This window comes from Pantoea sp. sgz302252 (assembly GCF_042610525.1).
Lineage (GTDB): Bacteria > Pseudomonadota > Gammaproteobacteria > Enterobacterales > Enterobacteriaceae > Erwinia.
In genome coordinates this window covers 492,564-514,613 of the sequence record NZ_JBHDVM010000001.1, presented here as the reverse complement: position 1 = coordinate 514,613, position 22,050 = coordinate 492,564, and the positions used below count along the sequence as shown (strand labels likewise).

Here is a 22,050-nt window from a genome sequence, read left to right as displayed (position 1 = left end):
ATTTTCCTTTGGAAATTAACCTGTTCCAGAGTTTTTCAGCGTTCATAAGTCAATCAGGCTATGCTTTTTCCCTCTATTTCCGCATTTGATTTAAGTCCACTGGACTACAGTAAATAGAAATTTGGATTAAAACTTATTGAATCCTGACTAAAAAGGTCTTTTTGCGTGGCTAAACTATTTTTACGCAGCGGAAGCCTGGATGCGGTTCTGCCTCTTGGCGAAAACGGTCAGCCCGTTTATCTCTCAGCCCTGCAGCTGCGCGAGGCGCTGCGCCTGCGGAAACAGCAGCAGATCGCCGACTGTCTGGCTATTCCCCAACCCAACGACGCCGGCGACCGGCTGGACTGGTATTCCCCCGTTTCCGGCAAAGTTATTTCCTGGGCTGCGGCCAGCGACAGCGCACGCGCGCACGCGCTGAACCAGCTCGTTGCCTGCCAACAGACGGTAGCCGAGATCTGCCAGCGCGCGCTGCAGTCAGAGAAAAACAGTCAAAAACTCTTCGGCGCACTGCTTGCCAAGGCTATCCAGTTTCCCGATCAAAACTTTGTTTATCTGGTGGGCGGCAAGCCTGTACTGACCTTCTGGGGCTTTGTCAGCCTGGATAAAAAGGGTCAGTTGGATCCGCTGGACTGCCTGCGAGCCGTTGAAGAAGAGATGCCGCTGACGCTGTCGAAAATGACCGCTACTGCGCCGGTTGCTGCCGCCGTGCCCCTTGTTACCGCAGCGCCAGCCATAGCCGTTACGCCACCTGTTACCGCCGCGCCTGCCGCTGAGCCCGTAACGCCTTCCCCAGCTATTGCCGCTTATCAGGCCGAGCATGCGGGGCCGGAAGAGCAGCCGCAGGCTGAGGCTGTCCGTCCGCAGGCTGCGGCACCAGCTAAAGGTGTCGCTAAGCGCAATCTGCTGCGCTATGGCTGGATCGTACCAGCCGCTGCGCTGCTGGCTGTGCTGGGCGTGCAGCTAAAAAATTCGCTCAGTCCGACACCGCCTGAAGTGACAACGTCACAAACTGATACCAGCGGCACAGCTGAAAAACCTACCGTTCCGCCGTCGCAAGAAACAGCCAGCGGCAGCCCAATTTCCGGGTCTTTGCCAGCTAAAGTTGCCACTGCTCCGGCGGAGTCCGCTAAGCCAGCAGCGTCTCTGGCCGAAAATTCAGTAGCCACACTGCCGGTCGCGTCTGCCAGCGTAGCGCCGCCACCAGCTCAGAGCGCCCCGGAGTCTGAAGTGGCATCGGCTCCTCAACCTCCGGCCACGCCAGCGGGCAAAGACGACCTTGTCCTGCCAGCGGATGCGGTGAAGCAAGGCTCTACCCGTTTCCTTAACGGCAACTGGCATGTCATCGTCGGTATTAAGACGCCGCTGACCGGCAAGCCGCCGGTACTGCGCTATCAGTTGCGCAATGGCAAAGGCCAGGCGCAGATGACCCAGGGCGATGGCACCGTTTGCCGCGTCGACGTTTACGCTGGCCTGATGAAATCCGGCAACCTGGTAATCAATAGCCGTACTAAAGCAAGGTGCAGCGACGGCTCGCGCTACCGCATGCCGGAACTGACCTGCGTTCAGGGCGCTGAGGGCACCGCCGCCGCCTGTAGTGGCCAGTACGATGCCGAGACCGTATTACCGATGACCATGAAGCGCGAGAGTAAACCATGATGCTGGCGACCGCAGATTTTAAACCAACAATAACGCTGATCCAGAACAGCGGTATTCAGTTCCTGGATTTTGCCCTGACTCCGGATCCGGAAAACGATCTGCCGGGCAAATTCGTTCGTCAGACGGCTAACGGCCCGCTGCTACGCCTGAATTTCAATGCGCAAAGCGGTAAATATCTGCTGCCGGTTTCACCGGGCGGCATGCCGGAAGTGGTTAAGCCGGAGTTCAGCTTCCCGCTTGAGCAATCGCTGGCGCTGCTTAACGGCGTCTGGCTGCCGCTGCCTTTTTTCCGCTTTAATCCGCCCCGCACTTTTATCGGCGGCCCCGACAACTGGGCGCGCGTGCAAATTATTGCGCTGGATAAACCTGACCAGAACGGCAAGACGCACCGTATCTGCCTGGCTTTCGAGACGCGTACCTGGCCGGAAGGCGAAGATGAATCGCTGGCGCTGGTTGAGAGCGATGTGAAAAACGGCGTCAGCTTCGCGCTGGCTCACCGCAGCAACGAAATCGGTGAGTTTCTCGATCACACCTGGATTGATGGCTGGCTGCGTGAAGTCTTTAGTCAGCAGGCCGCCGCTGTTGAGCAGCGCCCGCAGGTAAATATTCGTACTGCGCTGCGCGAGTTTGAGTATCAGGCGCACTATCTGAACGTTTTGCATATGCTGGGTAACCAGCTGGCGCTGCCCGAGCTCAAAATCAGCGCCGCCACGCTGCAGGAACCGGCCATCCCTGTCGATCTTATTCTTGACGTAGGCAATTCGCATACTTGCGGCATTATGGTGGAAGATCATGTCGACGATCATCATGGGCTTAAGCACACCTATGAACTGCATTTGCGTGATTTGGGCGCGCCGCACCGGGTTTACAATGAACTATTCGAAAGCCGCGTAGAGTTCGCTCAGGCCAGCTTTGGCAAACAGAATTTTTCCGTTGAAAGCGGCCGCAACGACGCTTTTATCTGGCCTTCGATTACCCGCGTTGGGCGCGAGGCGAGTAATCTGGCGCTGCAACGCCTGGGAACGGAAGGCGCCACCGGTATTTCCAGCCCGCGCCGCTATCTGTGGGATGAGGAAGCCTATACGCCAGGCTGGCGCTTTAGCCGCACGCCCGGCAATGCCGCTCTGGAGCCGTTGGCAACCGCAGCGCCGCTGACTAATCTGGTTAATGATGAAGGCGAACCGCTTTATAGCCAGCCGCTGGAAGAGCGTCTGCCGGTGTTTTCGCCGCAGTACAGCCGCAGTTCCGTCATGACCTTTATGCTGAGCGAGCTGCTGGCACAGGCGCTGATGCAGATGAACAGCCCGGCACAACGGCAGAAGATGCTGCACAGCAGCGCGCCGCGTCAGTTGCGTAACATTATCCTGACGCTGCCTTCCGCTATGCCTAAACCCGAACGGGAAATTTTCCGTCGCCGGATGCTGGAAGCGATTGCTCTGATTTGGAAAGCCATGAACTGGCATCCGGCGGACGATGACTTTACCAGCGCCAAAGACAAGGCGAAAAGCAGCGTGCCGGTACCAGAAGTGCAGATGGAGTGGGACGAGGCGACCTGCGGCCAGATGGTTTATCTCTATAACGAAACTCAGGTGAATTTCGGTGGCCGCGCAGAAGCTTTTTTTGCCAGCATGGCGCGTCCCGACCGCCCTCGCGCCCCGGATGAGCCCGTAGGCAAAACGTTACGTATCGCCTCGATTGATATCGGCGGCGGCACCACGGATTTAGCTATCACCCAGTATCGTCTGGACGATGGCGTTGGTAACAATGTCAAGATTATGCCGCGCCTGCTGTTCCGCGAAGGCTTTAAGCTGGCCGGAGACGACATCCTGCTGGATGTTATCCAGCTTTATGTGCTGCCTGCTCTGCAACAAGCTTTTAAATCCGCCGGTATGGCTAATCCGGAAGGCGTAATGACGCGGCTGTTTGGCCACGAAGGTCGTCTGGACGGCCATTCCACGCTGCGCCAGCAGATTACGCTGCAAATTTTTATTCCTGTCGGCCAGGCTATTCTGGAAGCCTATGAGCGGTTCGATCCGCTGGAACTTAATGCCGAGCTTGAGGCGCGCTTCGGCGAGCTGCTGGCCCAGGCGCCGACGCAAAAGCTGCTGGAGTATATCAACAGCGAAATTCAGCGCGAGCTGCCTAACGATGCCGAGGCATTCGATATGCTGCGCGTACCGCTGGTAGTGAAACTGAGCAAGCTGCATGCGGAATTTCTTTCGCCGCGAATGAACATCACGCAAAGCCTGCGATCTATGGCGGAAGTAGTGGCGGTGTATGACTGTGATGTGCTGCTGCTGACAGGCCGCCCTTCGCGTTTTCCTGGCGTGCAGGCGCTGTTTCGTCATCTTCAGCCGCTGCCGGTTAGCCGCATTCTGTCGCTGGACGGTTATCACACCAACGACTGGTATCCGTTCAATAAACAGGGCCGGATTGAAAATCCTAAATCCACAGCGGCGGTGGGCGCCATGCTGTGCCTGCTCTCGCTGGACCTCAGGCTGGCGAACTTCTGGTTTAAGGCGGGCGATTTTCAGCCTTACTCTACCATCCGCTATCTCGGCATGCTGGACGGCAACGGCAGCCTGAGCGCTGGCAATGTCTGGTACGCGGATATCGATCTGGACGACGAAGATTTCAGGCTCGACCCGCGCGAACGCTTTCAGGTTCGCGGCGCGCTGACGCTGGGCTTCCGCCAGTTGGATAACGACCGCTGGCCCGCCTCGCCGCTTTACACGCTGTCGATAGCCGATCCGCAGCTGGCCCGCAGTGTGGCAGGCGATAAGGTGCTAAAAATCAAGCTGGCCGTTGCCAAAACCAAAGGCGATTTCGGCCCGGAAAGATTTGCCATCGCCGAAGCCACGCTGGACGACGGCAGCCGCGTGCCGCTGGAACATTTGCGGTTAAAGCTCAATACGTTAGCCAGCAACGGCTCGGGATTAACCCATTACTGGATTGACAGTGGGAGCGTATACAAGAAATGAAAGCGTTGACGCCTAAGCAGTTATCAGGACAGTTTGGCAAAAAAAGGGAAAACGTCACTAAAGCCATAGATCGGGCGCTGCTCTGGCTGGATAGCGCGCGCCAGACTGCGCCGCGTCTGGAGATGGAAGCAGATCGTCTCGCCGTCCGGCTTCGCCATCAGCATAATAAAGCCAGCAGGCTGAACGAAGCGGCAGAAAAAGAGTGCGCGGTCGGCTTTTTCGGCCTGGCGCAGGCGGGCAAGGCCTGGCTCATCGCCGCGCTGGCCGCCAGCGAAAAAGGCCGCATGGAAATTGCGTTGGGCAATACAACCCTTGACTACGCGCAGCTCAATCCCCAGCAGCAGAGCGCAACGTTGACGCTACGCTTTAGTGGCCAGCAGACCAGCACCGAAAACGAGTGGCCGGTGCAGCTGTCGCTGATAAGCGAAGAAGAGATTGCTGGCGTGCTGGCTCAGCTTTGGGCCAAACGCAGCGGCAGCGAGATCCTTACGCTGGATGAGCAGCAGATCGCCGAGCGGGTCAAGAGCGTCGCCGCTTTCCGGCAGGCACAGCCTGTAGACGGCCTTAATAGCAATGAGGTTGTGGCACTGTGGCAGCGTCTTAATGCCGCGCAGATTTGCCGTAGCAAAGCGCTGGAAAGTCACTTTTGGCCGCAGGCGGTCGAGCTGGCGCCGCTGCTTGGCGTTGACGAGCGCGCAAGACTTTTTTCTTTGCTGTGGAATGAAGACCGCGAGCTTTCCGCTCTTTATCGCCAGCTGGCGCATGTGCTGCATCATCTTTCCGGCGCGCGTCGGGTGCTGGCGCCTGTGACTACCATTGACGATCCCGATCTCAGCGTCCTGAACAGCAGCAGCCTGCGCTATTTTAATACCTCCGCCGATCGAGTTATTCAGGTAGTGCCGCAGCACAACGGCCGTAACCTAAGGCCGGTCAACCTGGCGCTGGGTGAGCTGAATCTGCTAAGCCGCGAGATTTTACTGCCCTTATATAGCGCGCCGCGCGAGCCTCTGTTTGAGCAGGTCGATTTACTCGATTATCCGGGTTTCGAGGAGCCTTCGGTTCTGCCCGACGATCCCGCGCATGAACTGGCGCTGGGCTTTACCGTCGCCAAGCGCCCTTTTCTACTCAACCGCGCCGCTGAGCGGCAGGATGTCGATCTGCTGATGGTGTGCAATGCTGCCAGCCAGCGCGCCGACACTCGCATGGTGGGACGCGTGCTGGATAACTGGGTGAAGCAAACCCAGGGCCAGCCGCGCAGCGGCCGCAAGCCAGGCCTGATCTGGGCGCTGACGCCTTTTGACCAGCGCATTACTCAGGGCCAAAATCATGATGCCGCCGTGCAGCGCTATGTTGGTAATCCTGGCGAAGCCTGGGGCACTATGCTGGCAATGGACGATAAAGGCGTCAAGCGTATGGCCGGCTGGTTAACCAGCGAGATCGGCAAGGAAAACAAAATCGCGCGTCTTCAGGAGCAGCTGGCCGAAATTCGTCGCGAGCTGCGCGATAATTTGCTGGGCCGCTGGTATCTGGCGGCTGAAAAGGAAGAGCCTCAGGCCCGCCTGCGCATTGCGGAGAGTTTGCTGAAGGCTTTGCAGGCCAGAACCGGCGTACATGGCGAACTGCTTGAGCGGCTGCTGCCCACGCGTGAAACGCTGCGCCATTTGTTTATGCAACAGCAGCATCCTGCCGAGCGCAGCGGAAGCGAAGAGTATGCGCTGACGGAAGAAGATCCTTTCGGCATTGGTATGAGCATAGATTTGTTGAGCGATGAGCCGTTACCCTTACCGTCAACCTCGCAGCAGGATAGCGTAGAGGAGGACGCGGAAAGCAGCTTTGCGCAGCAGGTCTATCGCTACTGGATTAATTTACTGGGGCGGTTACCGGAGCAGGATACGCTGCTGGAGCTGCTGGGGATTACGCGACCCACGCTGGAGATGTTGACCGAAGAACTGACTACGGCCAGCATTCGTCTGGGCATTGAAGACGAGCTGGTGAAGATCCTGACAGATCGGGATGCGGCGAATACGCCAGCGGAAATGTTGGCCGACCGTCAGGTTTCGCGCGCGCTAAGCGTGTTGGGTGATTTTGTTGCCTGGCTGGGCTTTCAGCGAGTGCCTGAGGCACAGCGCCCGGAGAGTAAAATCAATCGTGGCCAGAAAATTTTCGCCCGGCCGGAAACGCAGGCGGCCAGCCTTGGGCCAACGCAACGTTTAACCCGGCTGTCGCTAAAACCGAACAACTATGCCGCCTGGTATATTTATGACTGGCTGATCGCGCTGAATGAAACCATTCTCTTGAACGCTGGCTATTCAGCGGCGCGCGAGATTGACGGCGAACACCGCGAGCAGCTGGCAGCGATCCTGAAGCAAATTTAAGTTTATCCTAAAAAAACTGCCGGTCTTTACCGCCCGGCAGTTCAGGCCCCAGATAAAAGTACGGAGGGTGCACTGGCAGTAAGCGTTACCCAGCCAGCGCCGACATCAGCCGATGCTTCCATGTTGTCATAGCTATTTAACAGACGAGCCGAAAGCATATTGCCGTTAAAATTAGCCTGGCAAATTTTAATCGACTGGCCGGTTGATAAAATAACGCAGGGCGTCGGCGACCGTGATTGACGATCTTATTCAGGCTAGCCGCATTGAAGCTGACCGTTCTTGCCAGCGCATAGCTATTTTCTATAACAATACGATTAGCTATAATCCCCGTTGGGATTAAGACGAAAATTATAGACAGCGTTCGGACGTAATTGTAACTTCCCTGATTTTAAATCAGGAGTCAATGATGCCTATTGGATATAGTCTTTCCCCCTTAAGAAACTCATACTCTCAGCTTACTCAGTCACAGGCAGCAGCCACGAAAGAAGCAATTCCTGAAGGAGATAAATTCTGTTCCATAAATGAATTCAATGTTAATCACTATCCGACTCTGGAGCAGCAAGAACAAGGGGAGAGAATAGTTAAAGGGATATTCAACGCACCTGATAAAGCCGCACGCCAGCCCTTCCTCGCAGAAATAAATAATCTAATAAGCAATCTTTGTCAGGAGAGAATAAATCTTGATAAAAAAGGAAAAGAGAGTTCGGCATTATGTCAATCAAAGACTGGTTACAGCAGCGTAGATAACGATAATTATATCCGAAATGTCACTCACGTTTATACTATATGCAAGGAACTTGACGTAGGACGTATACAGAGTCAAGATGCCTGCGGTAGCGAAGATTTACCCTATCATGGTGCATTTAGCGTTAGTCACGATGAAGCTCTGGTTGATAACATTAATAAAGATATTAACCAAATCGGCAATCTCATCAATAAGAATAACATTGAATTACCTTTCTTAAATAAAGAGATAACTACCAGTCACACGGAATCCCTCAATGACCAACCAAGAAAAATTGAAAACTTGAAAATTGATGCTACCGTAACGCGACTCGACGATATCCCTTTACCCACTGAAGCGCAGCTCACAAGAATAGATGAAACGGTTGAGCTACTTCGTAATTTACGAGGAGAAGAAGCGCGTAAGCCAGTTAGAGACGAAATTATAAGAAGTAAGGAAGCGCTATCTCATCTCAGAAATGAGATCTTTGAGGTTCTCAATGAAGATACCGATGATGTTTTCGGTAAGTTAAGAGAGGGCCGAACCCGCGCCGATCGTAATGACTATATCCAGAAGTTGCAGTGTTATGAGTTGCTCAGGACGAATATTGAAAAAATGCAGGATGAACACGAACTCCGGGCTAACGAAGTTAATTCGGTATTCGACGAGCACCATTCAACTGCCCTGTATGGCGATCTAAAGCAGCTACGGCTGGCTAAAGAAGGCAAAGAGTTTACGCTTCCGGATCTGACTTATAATAGAGGGAGCCGTCAGTTTGGCTAGAATCCCTGGGGTTTACGCTGAGCCACTGGCCGATTAGCTAAATTTTTCTGCCAGGTTGAGTATAAAACAAAAAAACCGGAATGAATTTCCGGTTTTTTTATGATGTCCGGGCGATTAAATCAGCCGGGCCGCTCGCAGTTCGCTTTTCAGATAGGCATAAAAAACCGGCGCGGCGACTACGCCCGCCAGCCCGAAAGCGGATTCGAATATCAGCATTGCCAGCAGGATTTCCCAGGTTTTGGCATTGATGCGGGTACCGAAAATGCGGGCATTGATAAAGTATTCCAGCTTGTGCACCAGGATCAGAAAAACCAGCGCAATTAACGCCGCCTGTAGCGAAATAGAAAGCCCGATCAGTACTATCACCGTATTAGAGATTAGGTTGCCGATAACGGGCAGCAAGCCGGCGATAAAGGTCAGCACGATAACGGTTTTCGCAAACGGGAAATGCAGCCCGAACAGCGGCAGCACGCCGAACAAAAAGCCGCAGGTCAGCAGCGTATTGACCAGCGAAACCTTGATTTGGGCGAAAACAACGTCGTGAAACGAGGCGGTCAGCAGCGTCAAACGACGAAACAGCGCCTGGGTTAACGGCGCTTCCGCATTGCTTTCGCCACTAACACGCAATGAAATGATCGCGCCGAGCAGCATGCCGATTAGCATAGTAGCAAAAGTATGCGCCGCAGTACGTCCCAGCGTTTGCACCACGACCAGATGCTCACGTAGCCAGGCCATGACCTGATGCTGTAACTCGTCAATATCCGCCGGTAAGTAGCGTGCTAATACCGGCGACAGCGTGCCCTGCGCATCTTCCAGCAGCTTGCTGGCCGCCGCATGAAAAGCCGCCGTGTCGTGAAAATCGTGCAGCAAGAAACCGATAAGCTTGGTGATACCGCCTACCAGCGCCAGCAGGATCAGCACGGTAAGAAAAAAGATAGTGATCCAGCGCGCCAGCGGGCCTTTTACCAGCCGCTCTATCCACGGCGTTAGCGCCAGAATAGTTTCATAAACGATAAAGCCGGCCAGAAAACACGGCAGCAGGCGTAGCGGAAAGATCAGCATTAGCGCAGTGAAAACCAGCAGATAGCTGGCGGCTTCGCAAAGCTGCAGTTTGGTGAGGGTCCGTATCTCCATAAGGGTTCCTGTCTGTCATAGGTCAAAAAGCATTATAATTCAGACAGTATACAGCCCGCAGGGCTTTTTAAGCTTCTTTTGCGTGGTCAGGATCGGACGGCAGGAAAAGCAATTGCGCGGAGAGGATCATTGCGGGCCGCGACGCCCGCCATTGCAATTGACTCAGGCGCTGACCTGCACCTGACGACGCCATGCGCCCGGCGACTGGCCAAACTGGCGCTTGAAGCTGCGGTTAAAAGATTGCTGGGAATCAAAACCAAATGAAATTGCCACGTCCAGAATTGGCTCGCCGCCGGTGGCCAGACGCTCAGCGGATTTTTTCAGACGGCGCGCGCGGATGTATTCGCCCAGCGCGTGACCGGTGTGTTGTTTGAACATACGCTGCAGATGCCACTTGGAATAGCCTGCGCGGCGGGCTACGGTGTCTAAATCCATCTTGCCTTCGATATGCGTATCAATCCACTTCACCAGATCGCTGATAAAATCGTCATGGCTCATTGTCTTCCCCTTAAAATTTTAACCTGTTTTTGTGTTGACCTTTGCCACCGCACGGGTAAAAGGTAACTTTAATTAGTGCATTTATTAACGGTAAAACAGCAGCGGGATTAATGCAAGTTTAATTGTTGCATTAAATGCGATTGCGTAGGATCAGGGAGATGGAGGCAAGCAGTAATGCTTTACCTCAGGAAGCTAGCAGCGATAGCTCCAGGAAAAGCCGGACGTGCATCCGGCCATGGGCGAGTCAGCGGATCAGGATTCGGCGCTTTCGCGGTTTTTCATGGCTTCGCAGCTGCCTTCAGGATAGCGGCGGTCGCGCTCATAGATTTCCCGCAGCGCATCTGCGACCGTGCGCTTTGCCAGCACGCTAAGCGAAGCCTGTTCGGCCTCGTGCGCCAGTTCTTTAAAGAACCAGCAGGTGTTGGCGCTGACCAGGCAGCGCGCCGGGACTTCCGGACGCCCCGCCAGCAGCGGTTTATCTTCCAGTACGGAAGTATAAATATCGCAAAGGGTGATTTCTTCTGCCGGCCGCCCCAGACGAATGGTACCGGTGCGCCCCAGCGTAGAGACGATAATGCCGTCGCGCGTCAGCGGCACCATCATTTTGCGGACAAAGCTGGGATTGGCCTCAAGGCCCATCGCCAGAATTTTGCTGGTGCTGCGTTTACCTTCCCGCTCCGCCTGGGCTATGCAGAGCACCATTTGTAACGCTGTAGGAAAACGAATATCAAGCATGTTCAGATCCTTGCTTTTAGCTGTAGCTCACCGTGTTGGCGGCGATCTTAAAAAGCATTAAAATCAATCAAATAAAAAAACTGACAGTGAATTAATATACCAAATAGTGTTGCATTTTAGAAGAAAGCCGTTAAGCAGTTCCTGCTATTTACCGCTATAACCCTGAATAACAGAGGGATTATTCCCTCTGTTTTTGTTTAAAACCTACTTGTTTTCCTGTAGATAGCGATAGATAACCGACAAATCTTTATCGCCATAGCCTGCGTCAACCGCTTCCTGCCACAGTTTCGCCGTGACGTTTAATCCCGGCAGGCGACTCTCTTTTGCCGCCGCCAGCGCCAGACGGGCATCTTTCAATGCCCAGGTCAGCTGCATCTGCGGCTCATAACTGCCCTCTTCAATCATGCCCAGCTTCGCTTTAGCATAAGGCGCAGCCAGCGGCCCGCCATCCAGCACATCCCAAAATTGATCGGGGGTAAAACCGAATTCTTCTGCCATCTGGGTGCTCTCGGCCAGTCCCTGCACCATTGAAATCAGCCAGGCGTTGACCACCAGCTTCATACGTGACGCCGCGCCCGCCTCACCCAGCCATTTTACGCCCTTAGATATCGCCGCGAAGACCGGCTCTGCCGCCTGCGCTTTTTCACGATCGCCGCTTGCCAGCACCAGGATTTGCGCATTCTCCGCTGGGGCTTTGGTGCCGGATACGGGAGCGTCCAGCACTATAACGTCCGGGCGCTCTTTAGCCATGGTCGTCAACAATTTCTCGGTGGCCTCTACGCCAATCGTTCCCATCTGTACCAGGATAGCGCCCTGTTTAAAGCTGGAAAGCGCTTTGCTTAGCACCTCCTGAGTGATTTCGGCATTGGCAAGCATACTGATTACGACATCTGCCTGTTCAACTGCCTGCTGTGGAGTATCGGCTAACCGTAGACCAGCCTGTTGCAGATCCTCGCCACGCGATTTGGTTCGGTTCCAGCCGCTGACGACCAAGTCCTTTTTTAACAGGTTGGCGGCAAAAGCATGGCCCATTGCGCCCAATCCCAATACGGCTACTGCGGGACGTTGATTCATTACGGACTCCTTATCGTTAACCCAAAGAAAATGTTATCTAACCAGGGTAGCGTAATGTCTTGCGAAATGCTGATTTTCCTGCAGGCGTTACACTTAAGATTACGTAAGAAGGTGTTACCTTTTCAAAGGAGTAAAAGATGAAGCCTGCCCAAAAAAATGATTTCCCCGTTGCCGACGTCCGCCAATATCTTGAGCCTGGTCCGGTGTTACTGGTCACCTCGGCGCTGGGCAACGAACGCGATATTATGACGCTGGGCTGGCATACGGTAATGGAGTTTTCGCCATCGCTGGTTGGCTGTATGATTTCTGCGGGTAATAACAGCCATCGGCTAATTAAAAAGAGCAGCGAATGCGTGCTTAATTTACCTGCTTTCGCCCTTCTGGATACGCTGGTAGCGATCGGCAACTGTAGCGGCGCGGATGTTGATAAGTTCGCGGAATTTTCTTTAACGCCTCAACCCGCCAGCGAGGTTAAAGCGCCGCTGATTGCCGAATGTCACGCCTGTTTTGAATGTCGTCTGTATGACGATACGCTGGTGGACAACTTTAACTTTTTTATTTTTGAAGTGGTTAAGGCACAGGTCGCGTCCTCGCCAAAATATCCGCAAACTGTGCACTACTGCGGCGATGGCGAATTTATGCTTTCCGGCAAGCGCGTCAGCCGCCGCTCGCAGTTTCGGCCGGAAATGCTTTAGCAACCCGCCGTTATTTTTTGCAGGGCAGCGGTGCTGTTTTCATCATCGGGAATATACACCACCATTCTTCCGCCGCCGCCGGGAGCCGTCCACCAGTTGCTTTGCCGCAGCGATAAAATACCCGAATCAGGGTGCTGAAAGCGTTTAACCTGGTTATCAATAGCGAGAATTTCGTAGCGCGACCAGGTTTCGCGGAATTCTGCCGAAGCCGCCAGCAGCCGGTCTAACAAGGATTTCCACCAGGGATCGTCGTGGTTATCGCCCATTTGCGCCCGGAATCTTGCTACCATATTTGGCATCAGCGTTGACCAGTCCACTATGGCCTGGCGCAGTGTGGGATGGGTAAACGCCAACCAGATATAATTGCGATCTTCCTGCGGTACGCTTAGCGGATCGAAACGCATTAGCTGACGCCAGGCCTGATTGCATCCCAGGATATCAAAACGCGTGGTCTGAATAACCGCTGGCAACGGATTAAGTTGATCAAGCACGACCTGGCTATGTGAAGAAAGCCGCTCGCAGACGCGAACTGCCGTCTGGTAAGCCGCCGGATGACCCGCCAGCGAGAAAAGATGCCCGGCTTCCGCTTCGTTACACTGTAACGCCGAGGCGATAGCCGCCAGGGTTTTGAGCGAGGCCTTGATTTCTCTTCCCTGCTCCAGCCAGGTGTACCAGGTTACGCCAACGTCAGCTAACTGTGCCACTTCTTCCCGCCGTAGACCTGGCGTACGGCGATTACGGGTACGCGGCAGGCCCAGCGCCTGTGGATCAAGACTCTCCCGCCGCTTCCTTAAAAAAGCACCCAGCAACAGCCGGTTACCCTCGCCTGTGGCATGATTTTTCGCTTCCATCAGATTGTGCTCCTTATTAAGGCTGGTAGCTTTTATACCATGATAATCAAAAACTGGTACCCGTTTTGGCAATCGGGGATGCTACGGCTGAAGGTGGTCTTTAACAAGGATATTTATGAATACGCATTCAGCATTTCCCGGGCTAAGCCGCAGCGGCCTGACGGTATTACTGGTTGGCCAACTACTGCCGCTTATTGATTTTTCTATAGTGAATGTCGCGCTTGATGCTATCTCAATCAGCCTTAAAGCTTCGCCCGTAGAGCTGGAGCTCATTGTAGCCGCCTACGGCATCGCTTTCGCCATCAGCCTGGCGATGGGCAGCCGCTGGGGCGATAATTTTGGGCGTCGCCGCGTGTTTACCGCTGGCGTGCTGTTGTTCGGTCTGGCCTCGCTACTGTGCGGCCTTGCGGATTCAGTATGGCTATTGCTTGTCGCGCGTGCGCTGCAAGGCATCGGTGCTGCGCTTATCGTGCCGCAAATTCTCGCTACTCTTCATGTTTGCCTGAAAGGCAAAGAGCATGCACGCGCAATCGGGCTTTATGGCGCAATCGGCGGTCTGGCTTTTATCATTGGCCAGGTTTTGGGCGGACTCCTGATAGCGGCAGATCTGGGCGGCTACGGCTGGCGCAGTGTTTTTCTGATTAATATTCCATTCTGTCTCGCTGTACTGCTCTGTGTTCGCAGCGTGCCGGAAACCAGAAATGCACAGCCGGTTCCGGTGGACTGGCCCGGCACGCTGTTGCTGGCAGGTGCTACGGGGTGCCTGATGATGGCGCTGGCATTTGGGCCGCTACTGCGCTGGTCCTGGCCCTGCATTTTACTGCTGGCCGTCTTCCCGCTACTCCTGCGTCAACTGTGGCTGGCAGAGCGAAAACTGGAGCAGCGTCAGGGTGCGCCGCTGCTGCCGCCGGCCTTACTGCGGCTGGCATCTATGCAATTCGGCCTGGGCATGGCGGTGATTTTCTTCGCCTGCTGGAGCGGCTTTATGTTTACCGTTGCCCTGACTTTGCAGTCGGGTCTGGGTATGACTCCTTTCCAGTCGGGCAACGCTTTTATCGCCCTTGGCGCTGCCTATTTTTTCGGCGCGATGGTTGCCGCAAGCGTGGTGGTAAAGCTGGGTAAGAAGGTAACACTGTTCCTTGGCTGCGTGATCCAGATGAGCGGCCTGCTGGCGCTGATAGCGACTTTCAGTTACGCCTGGCCTGCGACAGGTATTGCGTTGTTGATTCCCGCCACTTCACTAATTGGCCTTGGCCAATCATTTATCGTGAACTGTTTTTATCGTATCGGTCTGGCCGAAGTGACGGCTGAATATGCGGGAGCCGGAAGCGCAATGCTTTCAACCGTCCAGCAGACCGCTCTTGGCCTTGGGCCTATGCTGATGGGGACGCTATTCAGTGAGAAGTTACACCGTCACGGAAGTTACAAGGAGGCAATTGTAGCCTCATTGATTATGGAGCTACTGTTGATGTCTCTGCTGGCGCTCAGCGCGTACGCTACGCGTCGTGCTGCTCCTCTTCAGCCTGAATAGCCACTGTAATTTTCTTCGCGGCTGTTGCCAGCCGCTTTTTTTCGCCTGCGCACTGCCGGGCTGGCACATCCTTCAATCCCGGCTATACTCATCAGCCGGCAGTATTTTTGCTGTTAAATCAATAATGAAGGCTAACAGACGGCGAGAGCAGCTTTTCCTTAGCCGATTATGCTGATTTACACTGAAATGGCTTTTTTTGATGTCATCTGCCGGACAAATAAAACACAATAAGGATCCTGTCTTCGCCTGACGCGAAATTCACTTACCAACAAGTCGTTGAACCAGATGCAACCAATTATCGTTTCTCGTAAGACCGCATGGCTACGCGTCATTATGTTAGCCATCGCTGCGTTTATTTTTAATACTACCGAGTTTGCACCGGTGGGCCTGCTTTCCGATATTGCCGCCAGCTTCTCAATGAAGACGGCGCAGGTAGGACTCATGCTGACCATCTACGCCTGGGTGGTAGCGCTGATGTCGCTACCAATGATGCTGCTGACGCGCCAGGTCGAGCGGCGTTTTCTTCTGATAGCTATTTTCCTGCTGTTTATCGCCAGCCATGCGCTCTCTTCTTTCGCCTGGAGCTTTAACGTGCTGGTGGTTTCCCGTATCGGCATTGCGCTGTCGCACGCTATTTTCTGGTCTATTACCGCCTCGCTGGCGATCCGCGTAGCCCCGGCGGGCAAGAAAACCCAGGCGCTGAGCATGCTGGCGACCGGAACGGCGCTGGCAATGGTGCTGGGTCTGCCGATTGGCCGCGTGATCGGCCAATATCTGGGCTGGCGTATCACTTTTGGCGTAATTGGCATAGTGGCGCTGGTAACAATGCTGACGCTGGCTAAACTTTTGCCGAAACTGCCCAGCGAGCATAGCGGATCGTTAAAAAGCGTGCCGATGCTGTTTCGCCGACCCGCGCTGGTTTCGCTTTACCTGCTGATCGTGCTGATCGTAACGGCGCACTACACGGCTTACAGCTATATCGAGCCTTTTATACAGGTAGTGGCCCTGCAGGGCGGCAACTTTACGACCTTTCTGCTGCTGATTTTCGGCGCGGCGGGCATTATTGGCAGCGTATTGTTTAGCGCGCTGGGCAATAAGTTTCCGGCTACGTTCCTGCTGGCTGCTATTACGCTGGTTTCCGCCTGCATGCTCGCGCTGTTTTTGGCCGCCACTCATACTCTGGCTATTTCGACGCTGTGCGTTATCTGGGGCATGGCGATGATGATTATCGGTCTTGCGGTACAGGTCAGGGTATTAACGCTGGCGCCAGATGCGACCGACGTAGCGATGTCGCTGATGTCCGGCATCTATAACCTGGGTATCGGTGGCGGCGCGCTGTTAGGCAATCAGGTCAGTTTGCATCTTGGCATGGAGCATATTGGCTACGCCGGTGGCGCTATCGGGTTGCTTAGCCTGGCCTGGTGCGGCTGGAGCATGAAGCGCTACCCACAGCTACGCATTAACTAAGCCACCCACGCGTCTTTCGCCAGCTATCCCGGTTTTAAAAAGGCCGGGATAGCTGTCAAAGTCATCAATACAGAGTTATTCGTTCTGCAAGGCAGCCGCATAAACACCTTATCGTTAATTACCGCCGGCGCGCTTTAATTAAATTCCCCTGCCGTTTTTGACATTTTTTACCCGAGTAGTGTTACCTGTAATAGTGAGATGGCCGGTATCGCCTGACACCGGCCATTACGATGATTTTCTTTAGCACATGCTGTTAAGCTTAAGCAACAGGCACAATATCATGCCTGTCACCCGGGCTATCGGGATCTCTTGCTATTATCCTGCATTAACACAGCATGGGCCTGTACGGATAAATCCTGCAGTTCGTTGTATGCTTCATCTTCATAAGGATAAACAATCTGCATATCCAGATTGATATCTGCCCCAGGTTTAATGACGTGGCCCGGGTTACTGCTCAAATAAAGTGTTTTCGATTCTTCTATATAATGGACGTTTACCCAGTCGCTGATAGTCTGGATCCACTCGGGTGCGGCATAAGCGCCTTCAGGCAGGGTTAAAGTTATTCCCCAGTTATCGACTGCATAATCTGAGGTCGTTAGCGTAAGACGATAGCTGTAGATGAAAGCCGTTTTATCGGCTTCTTTTTGCCATTTCGCCAGGAGCTTAGAGGAAACGTGCAGGTTAACGTCGCTCTCTTGCTCGAAGATTGCCAGGTTCACGTAGGGGTTACGTCCGGTATAAGAAGTGTTGCCTTGTTCATCTTCCGCCCAGGTATAAAAATTAAAAGAGTAATTATCGCCTGTTATATCAGACATTGAGGCTTTTTTCGGATCAATGATAAAGGTCATTCTTTTTACTTCTCCGGGAGCCAGGTCAAAATTAGTTGGCGGCACCGAAATGATATCGAAATATTCAGTGAAATCAGGATTCCTTCCTAAACTTTCGTTATCCTGCGTTTCCAGTCTGTAACAAAAATTAAGATTATCAAAGCCTTTGTAGGTGTTGCGATTAGTGACAATTATGACAAAAGCAAAGTTTCCGCGCCCCATGAAAGCATCAAGATAACCATCAACTTCCGAGTTGACAACTACGGGTAAGTCGCTCATTTTTTCGTTCCTTATATATTACGTAAGATAAATTAATTTTCTTTGCTGAAGTTTTACTTCTGCATAAAAAGAAAATATCCCACCGGAACCCCAATGGCAATTGCATAATTTGGCTGCGCCACCCCAATAATTAGAGAGGTTTTTTTATAGTTCTGATTACCTAAAAATCCCTAAACTTATAAAGCGCTGATGAAGTTATATCCAGCTATTTGGTACATTAAAAAACCCCGTTAATAAACGGGGTTCAGGTTTACAGAAATAAAGCGTTTATTTGAGATAAAACACTTCTTTCAGCTCCTCGCTGACCGGGCTGAAGTCTGCGTTTGACGGCATTAGTTCGCTCATTGAGCGCCACCAGCGCTGGCAGACTTCTGTTTGCGCTACCGCGCTCCACCGCTCTTCCGATTCTATCTCTACTACGGCGAATAAAAGGTTGCGCGAAGCGTCCAGAAAGATGCTGTAGTGATGCGCGCCGTGCTCTTTCAACGTTTGCGCCAGCTCCGGCCAGATCGGATTATGGCGCTGCTCATACTCCTGGTGCTTATCCGGATGCACCTGCATCACAAAGGCTTTACGCAACATGGGAATGCCTTGCTTCCAGCGCAGCCTGCCACGGCTTGACGTTAAAGCGTTTGCCCAGCGCCACCAGCTCTTCTGTGGTGATACTCTGCCGCATGCCGCCCATCGACAGCACCTTGACCACGACCTCGGAAGATTTCTCCGCCGTGTCGATCAGGCCGAAGGTTTCATCCAGCGTTGGGCCAGCGCCAAAAATGCCGTGGTACGGCCACATCACCAGGCTGTGCGACGCCATTTGCTTAGCCGTGGCATCACCAATTTCATCCGTGCCCGGCACCATCCACGGCACGATACCCACGCCATCCGGGAAGACCACCAGACATTCGGTGCTGCCTTCCCACAGCAGGCGAGTAAATTTCGCCGAATCCAGCTCAACCACATAGCTTAACGACATAAAGTTGGTGGCATGGCAGTGCATAATCACGCGATCTGCGCCGTTGGTCGCCTTGATGCGTACGCTGTGCGACTGAAAATGGGAGGCCAGTTCAGAGGTCGGCAGCCCGCCGTTGCTTAATCCCCAGTAGATACTGTAGGCGCGGCCATCTTCGCTAACGCGCAGCAATACCAGGCAGTCTGCCGGATCCAGCTGCACATTACGGAAAAACTTGCCGGAACCGGTGACGATAAACCAGCAGTTTGCCAGTTCAGGCACGGGCTGGCTCAGCTCAACCGTACGCGGCTCGCGGTAAAAATCCTGGGCAAACGGCTGGACTTCCTCATCAAGCAGGCGAAAACTGACGTTGCCGCCGTTGCGCTCGTCCCACCCTTTTAGCCACATGTCGGTAGTGGCTTTAACCATTCCCTGGACGAACCATGAAGTCAGAATGTGTTGCATATTGCATCCTTAACGTTTGCTGAGAGTTTGTTGTTCATAGTGACGGACGCTGTCAAGCCAGCTTGCACCCGCCGGTACGTCGTGACGCGCACAGTACGCTTCCCACACCGCCTGCCACGGCAGTGATTTTTGTTCTTCCAGCAGGGCCAGGCGCGCGGTGTAGTCGCCTTCCAGCTCCAGCTTTTTCAGTTTGTCTACTGGCTCAAGTAGCGCGCGCAGCAATGCTTTTTTAGCGTTGCGCGTGCCGATCACCCAGGCGGCGATACGGTTGATTGAGGCATCAAAGAAGTCGAGGCCGATATGCACCTTATCGAACAGGCGCTGGCGAACGATTTCATGGGCGATGGCCTGAGTTTCGTCATCCAGCAGCACCACGTGATCGCTGTCCCAGCGTACCGGACGGCTGACGTGCAGCAGCAGGCGCGGCACGTAAAGCATGGCGGTGGAGATCTTGTCGGAGATGACTTCGGTCGGATGGAAGTGTCCGGCATCCAGCGTCAGCGCCGTTTGGCGGCTGGCGGCATAGCCCAGGCAGAACTCGTTGGAGCCAACGGTGTAGCTTTCTGCGCCTATGCCAAAGAGTTTGCTTTCCACCGCATCGATATGGTGTGCCGGGTTCAGTTTTTCGCTAATGATCTCATCCAGCGATTGCAGCATACGTTCGCGCGGTGCAAAGCGGTCTATCGGCAGGTCTTTCATCCCGTCCGGGATCCAGATATTCATGATTGAAGCCGTGCCCAGCTGTTCGCCGAACCAGGCCGAAATTTTACGGCTGGCTTTGCAGTGTTCAATCCAGAAGTCGCGGATCTCTTTATTAGCGCTGGCCAGCGTAAAACCGTTTTCGCTCAGCGGATGCGAGAAGCAGGAAGGGTTAAAATCCAGGCCCAGCCCGTTGGCTTTCGCCCAGTCTACCCAGTTGGCGAAGTGCTGCGGTTTGATTTCGCTGCGTTCAACCGGGCTGTCGCTTTCCAGATAAATAGCGTGCAGGTTCAGTCTTTTGGGGCCAGGGATCAGCGCCAGCGCCTGTTCAAGGTCGGCGCGCAGCTCGGCTGGCGTGGTTGCCCTGCCCGGATAATTGCCGGTCGCCTGAATACCGCCGGTTAGCGCGCCCTGCGGATTTTCGAAGCCGCGCACGTCGTCGCCCTGCCAGCAGTGCATGGAGATGGGCAGCTTGTCCAGCTGGGTCAGCGCGGCGTCGACATCCACGCCCTGTTCTGCATAGCGTGATTTTGCCAGTTCAAACGCCTGCTCAATTGCTCGGGTCATATGCATAGCTCCTTAGCCGAATTTGTCAGTGACTGAAAAAGTGTCCAGTTGCGGCTGAAAGCGTCACTGGCCTGTGGAATAAAAGTGGTTAACGGGAAGTTCTGCGCCACCAGCTGCCGGAAGTGAGTGACGTCCCTGACGCTGCCGCGCGCGATAAGCTGGCTACCAATATTGCCGAGCGTGGAGGCTTCGACCGGCCCGGCGAGCACCGGGATGCCGCAGGCATCGGCGCAAAGCTGGTTTAGCAGCGAATTCTGGCAGCCGCCGCCGACGATATGTAGCTGGCTGAAAGGCGCGCCGCGCACGGCCGAAAGCTCTTCCAGTACGAAGCGATAATAGAACGCCAGACTGTCAAAGATGCAGCGGGCCAGCGCGGCCGCCGTCGTGGGCGTTGGCATTCCCTGTTCGGCGCAGGCATCCTGAATTTCCCGGACCATATTGACCGGGTTAATAAAGCGCTCGTCGTTGGGGTTGATCAGCGAGCGGCAGGCGGGCTGCGCTTCTGCTTCTTGCACCAATGCGCAAAGGTCGGTTATCGCCAGCTCGCGGCAAATGCGCTGCAGCAGCCATAGCCCCATGATGTTTTTTAATACGCGGTAGCGCCCCTCCGCGCCGCCTTCGTTGGTAATATTCGCCGCCAGTGCCGCAGCATCGTTGTAGGGTTGCAGGCTTTCAAATCCCATTAGCGACCAGGTGCCTGAACTGAGCCAGGCGACGTTGTCGGTGGTGAGCGGCGCGGCCAGCACGGCGCTGGCAGTATCGTGCGTGGCAACAGCAATAACCGGTACCGCCACGCTCGAGCCGCTTTGCCACTCGCCTACTTTTCGGCCTGGCGCGGAGGGTTTGCCAAACCAGTCCGGATTTGCGCCTGTCCATGCCAGCAGCTCCTCATCCCAGTCACCGCTGTGGATGTTCAGCAGTTGCGTGGTAGTGGCATTGGTATATTCCCAGTTAAGCTGCCCGGTCAGGCGATAGTGGAAATAGTCCGGGATCAACAAGGCATGGCGAACATCTTTAAGCCACTCGGGCTGCTCTTCACACAGCGCACGCAGCTGATAAAGCGTGTTAAACGGTAGAAACTGGATCGCGGTACGCTGGTAAATCGCTTCACGCCCCAGAGCCGCGCAGCCTTTTTGCATCATTCCCCAGGTACGATCGTCGCGGTAGGAAACCGGCAGGCCAATCCGTTCGCCCTGTTCGTTCAGCAGGACGTAATCAACGCCCCAGGTATCAATACCGATACTGTCGGGCACAATATTTTGCTGCAGCAGCTTCTCCAGCGAAGCGACCATAAAGGCTTCCAGCGCGTCCACATCCCAGCATTGCCGCTCTTGCTTTACCACCAGGTTGTTGACGCAGCGGGCAATCTCCTCCAGCGTCAGTTTGCCATTTTGCGGGTTAAAACGGGCCAGCATCACGCGTCCGCTGGATGCGCCCAGGTCAATGGCAACACAATTTTGCATGCTCATGGCGTTGGCTTCCTGTCAATTCAGAGCCCACAGTCTAAAAGCCGCTATTTTTGGCACCTTCCCGCCAGTGCCAGCGCCGCTGGCCCGCTGGCAACAGAGCAAAGATGAACGTGAAGTAGCTCACATATTGAGGCGTCGACAACGAAAGCTGGCGATGTGATGCAGGGCGCAATTCCTGCTACCGCTGCGCATTCTCTTGAAAAATAAGCGGCTTTAAGCCTTATTCCCGTCAAAAAATCAAGGCAGGCGCACGGACGGCGGCGGTAAAATCGCTGCAGAGTCGGCCAGGAG

Annotated in this window: 17 protein-coding genes; 7 read left to right on the top strand and 10 right to left on the bottom strand. The window is 54.2% G+C overall.

Annotated elements, in window-relative coordinates; translation table 11 throughout:
* The first annotated feature begins 165 nt into the window (after window positions 1-165).
* The 4 genes from ACETPC_RS02375 (at window position 166) to ACETPC_RS02360 (ending at window position 8,519) form a co-directional block, all read left to right on the top strand.
* Window positions 166-1,656: an SrfA family protein gene (locus ACETPC_RS02375; protein ID WP_380178241.1), complete on the top strand. Its 1,491-nt coding sequence runs from the start codon at window positions 166-168 to the stop codon at window positions 1,654-1,656.
* Window positions 1,656-4,637, top strand: a complete 2,982-nt coding sequence (locus ACETPC_RS02370; protein WP_380178842.1) for a virulence factor SrfB — start codon at window positions 1,656-1,658, stop codon at window positions 4,635-4,637. Before ACETPC_RS02375 ends, ACETPC_RS02370 begins: the two co-directional genes overlap by 1 nt.
* Window positions 4,634-7,012, top strand: coding sequence for a virulence factor SrfC family protein (locus tag ACETPC_RS02365; protein WP_380178240.1), 2,379 nt, complete (start codon window positions 4,634-4,636; stop codon window positions 7,010-7,012). The genes ACETPC_RS02370 and ACETPC_RS02365 overlap by 4 nt, the downstream gene beginning before the upstream one ends.
* Before the next feature lie 403 nt (window positions 7,013-7,415).
* Entirely contained in the window at window positions 7,416-8,519 is a 1,104-nt protein-coding gene (locus tag ACETPC_RS02360) for an NleF caspase inhibitor (protein WP_380178239.1), read from the top strand.
* Window positions 8,520-8,633: 114 nt separating this feature from the next.
* On the opposite strand, the gene ACETPC_RS02355 is transcribed toward ACETPC_RS02360, so the two are convergent.
* From ACETPC_RS02355 to ACETPC_RS02340, 4 genes are all read right to left on the bottom strand, one after another.
* Window positions 8,634-9,653 carry an AI-2E family transporter gene (locus ACETPC_RS02355; protein WP_380178237.1) on the bottom strand — a complete coding sequence of 340 codons (1,020 nt, stop codon included), beginning with the start codon at window positions 9,651-9,653 and terminating at the stop codon, window positions 8,634-8,636.
* 162 nt (window positions 9,654-9,815) lie between these two features.
* Window positions 9,816-10,151 (bottom strand): helix-turn-helix domain-containing protein, encoded by a 336-nt coding sequence (locus ACETPC_RS02350; protein WP_380178236.1) that lies wholly within the window; start codon window positions 10,149-10,151, stop codon window positions 9,816-9,818.
* A gap of 252 nt (window positions 10,152-10,403) precedes the next feature.
* Window positions 10,404-10,886, bottom strand: a complete 483-nt coding sequence (locus ACETPC_RS02345) for an RrF2 family transcriptional regulator (protein WP_380178234.1) — start codon at window positions 10,884-10,886, stop codon at window positions 10,404-10,406.
* A gap of 204 nt (window positions 10,887-11,090) precedes the next feature.
* Window positions 11,091-11,960, bottom strand: a complete 870-nt coding sequence (locus ACETPC_RS02340; protein ID WP_380178233.1) for an NAD(P)-dependent oxidoreductase — start codon at window positions 11,958-11,960, stop codon at window positions 11,091-11,093.
* 137 nt (window positions 11,961-12,097) lie between these two features.
* On the opposite strand from ACETPC_RS02340, the gene ACETPC_RS02335 reads away from it, so the two are divergent.
* Entirely contained in the window at window positions 12,098-12,655 is a 558-nt protein-coding gene (locus tag ACETPC_RS02335; RefSeq protein WP_380178232.1) for a flavin reductase family protein, read from the top strand.
* On the opposite strand, the gene ACETPC_RS02330 is transcribed toward ACETPC_RS02335, so the two are convergent.
* Entirely contained in the window at window positions 12,652-13,506 is an 855-nt protein-coding gene (locus ACETPC_RS02330) for a helix-turn-helix transcriptional regulator (RefSeq protein WP_380178231.1), read from the bottom strand. The two genes, ACETPC_RS02335 and ACETPC_RS02330, sit on opposite strands and share 4 nt — an antisense overlap.
* 115 nt (window positions 13,507-13,621) lie before the next feature.
* Between ACETPC_RS02330 and ACETPC_RS02325 the strand changes: the two genes are divergently transcribed.
* Both ACETPC_RS02325 and ACETPC_RS02320 read left to right on the top strand, forming a co-directional pair.
* Window positions 13,622-15,037 carry an MFS transporter gene (locus ACETPC_RS02325; RefSeq protein ID WP_380178229.1) on the top strand — a complete coding sequence of 472 codons (1,416 nt, stop codon included), beginning with the start codon at window positions 13,622-13,624 and terminating at the stop codon, window positions 15,035-15,037.
* A 285-nt stretch (window positions 15,038-15,322) separates the two neighbouring features.
* The gene (locus tag ACETPC_RS02320) at window positions 15,323-16,504 is read left to right on the top strand and encodes a sugar transporter (RefSeq protein WP_380178228.1); all 1,182 of its coding nucleotides are present in this window, start codon (window positions 15,323-15,325) and stop codon (window positions 16,502-16,504) included.
* A 296-nt stretch (window positions 16,505-16,800) separates the two neighbouring features.
* On the opposite strand, the gene ACETPC_RS02315 is transcribed toward ACETPC_RS02320, so the two are convergent.
* The 5 genes from ACETPC_RS02315 to rhaB form a co-directional block, all read right to left on the bottom strand.
* Window positions 16,801-17,610 carry a hypothetical protein gene (locus tag ACETPC_RS02315; RefSeq protein ID WP_380178227.1) on the bottom strand — a complete coding sequence of 270 codons (810 nt, stop codon included), beginning with the start codon at window positions 17,608-17,610 and terminating at the stop codon, window positions 16,801-16,803.
* A 267-nt stretch (window positions 17,611-17,877) separates the two neighbouring features.
* On the bottom strand, window positions 17,878-18,192 hold the full coding sequence (rhaM, locus tag ACETPC_RS02310) for an L-rhamnose mutarotase (RefSeq protein WP_380178226.1): 315 nt from the start codon (window positions 18,190-18,192) through the stop codon (window positions 17,878-17,880).
* Window positions 18,182-19,024 (bottom strand): rhamnulose-1-phosphate aldolase, encoded by an 843-nt coding sequence (gene rhaD / locus ACETPC_RS02305; protein WP_380178225.1) that lies wholly within the window; start codon window positions 19,022-19,024, stop codon window positions 18,182-18,184. The genes rhaM and rhaD overlap by 11 nt, the downstream gene beginning before the upstream one ends.
* A gap of 9 nt (window positions 19,025-19,033) precedes the next feature.
* The gene (locus ACETPC_RS02300; RefSeq protein WP_380178224.1) at window positions 19,034-20,290 is read right to left on the bottom strand and encodes an L-rhamnose isomerase; all 1,257 of its coding nucleotides are present in this window, start codon (window positions 20,288-20,290) and stop codon (window positions 19,034-19,036) included.
* Entirely contained in the window at window positions 20,287-21,759 is a 1,473-nt protein-coding gene (rhaB, locus tag ACETPC_RS02295; protein ID WP_380178223.1) for a rhamnulokinase, read from the bottom strand. Before rhaB ends, ACETPC_RS02300 begins: the two co-directional genes overlap by 4 nt.
* Between the last annotated feature and the right edge of the window lie 291 nt (window positions 21,760-22,050).

Coding starts and splice junctions, on each gene's coding strand:
- ACETPC_RS02325 (WP_380178229.1), top strand. CDS start 13,622: ATGAATACGCATTCAGCATTTCCCGGGCTAAGCCGCAGCGGCCTGACG.
- ACETPC_RS02360 (WP_380178239.1), top strand. CDS start 7,416: ATGATGCCTATTGGATATAGTCTTTCCCCCTTAAGAAACTCATACTCT.
- ACETPC_RS02315 (WP_380178227.1), bottom strand. CDS start 17,610: ATGAGCGACTTACCCGTAGTTGTCAACTCGGAAGTTGATGGTTATCTT.
- ACETPC_RS02365 (WP_380178240.1), top strand. CDS start 4,634: ATGAAAGCGTTGACGCCTAAGCAGTTATCAGGACAGTTTGGCAAAAAA.
- ACETPC_RS02320 (WP_380178228.1), top strand. CDS start 15,323: ATGCAACCAATTATCGTTTCTCGTAAGACCGCATGGCTACGCGTCATT.
- ACETPC_RS02340 (WP_380178233.1), bottom strand. CDS start 11,960: ATGAATCAACGTCCCGCAGTAGCCGTATTGGGATTGGGCGCAATGGGC.
- ACETPC_RS02355 (WP_380178237.1), bottom strand. CDS start 9,653: ATGGAGATACGGACCCTCACCAAACTGCAGCTTTGCGAAGCCGCCAGC.
- ACETPC_RS02300 (WP_380178224.1), bottom strand. CDS start 20,290: ATGACCCGAGCAATTGAGCAGGCGTTTGAACTGGCAAAATCACGCTAT.
- rhaD (WP_380178225.1), bottom strand. CDS start 19,024: ATGCAACACATTCTGACTTCATGGTTCGTCCAGGGAATGGTTAAAGCC.
- ACETPC_RS02350 (WP_380178236.1), bottom strand. CDS start 10,151: ATGAGCCATGACGATTTTATCAGCGATCTGGTGAAGTGGATTGATACG.
- ACETPC_RS02335 (WP_380178232.1), top strand. CDS start 12,098: ATGAAGCCTGCCCAAAAAAATGATTTCCCCGTTGCCGACGTCCGCCAA.
- rhaM (WP_380178226.1), bottom strand. CDS start 18,192: ATGTTGCGTAAAGCCTTTGTGATGCAGGTGCATCCGGATAAGCACCAG.
- ACETPC_RS02370 (WP_380178842.1), top strand. CDS start 1,656: ATGCTGGCGACCGCAGATTTTAAACCAACAATAACGCTGATCCAGAAC.
- ACETPC_RS02330 (WP_380178231.1), bottom strand. CDS start 13,506: ATGGAAGCGAAAAATCATGCCACAGGCGAGGGTAACCGGCTGTTGCTG.
- rhaB (WP_380178223.1), bottom strand. CDS start 21,759: ATGAGCATGCAAAATTGTGTTGCCATTGACCTGGGCGCATCCAGCGGA.
- ACETPC_RS02345 (WP_380178234.1), bottom strand. CDS start 10,886: ATGCTTGATATTCGTTTTCCTACAGCGTTACAAATGGTGCTCTGCATA.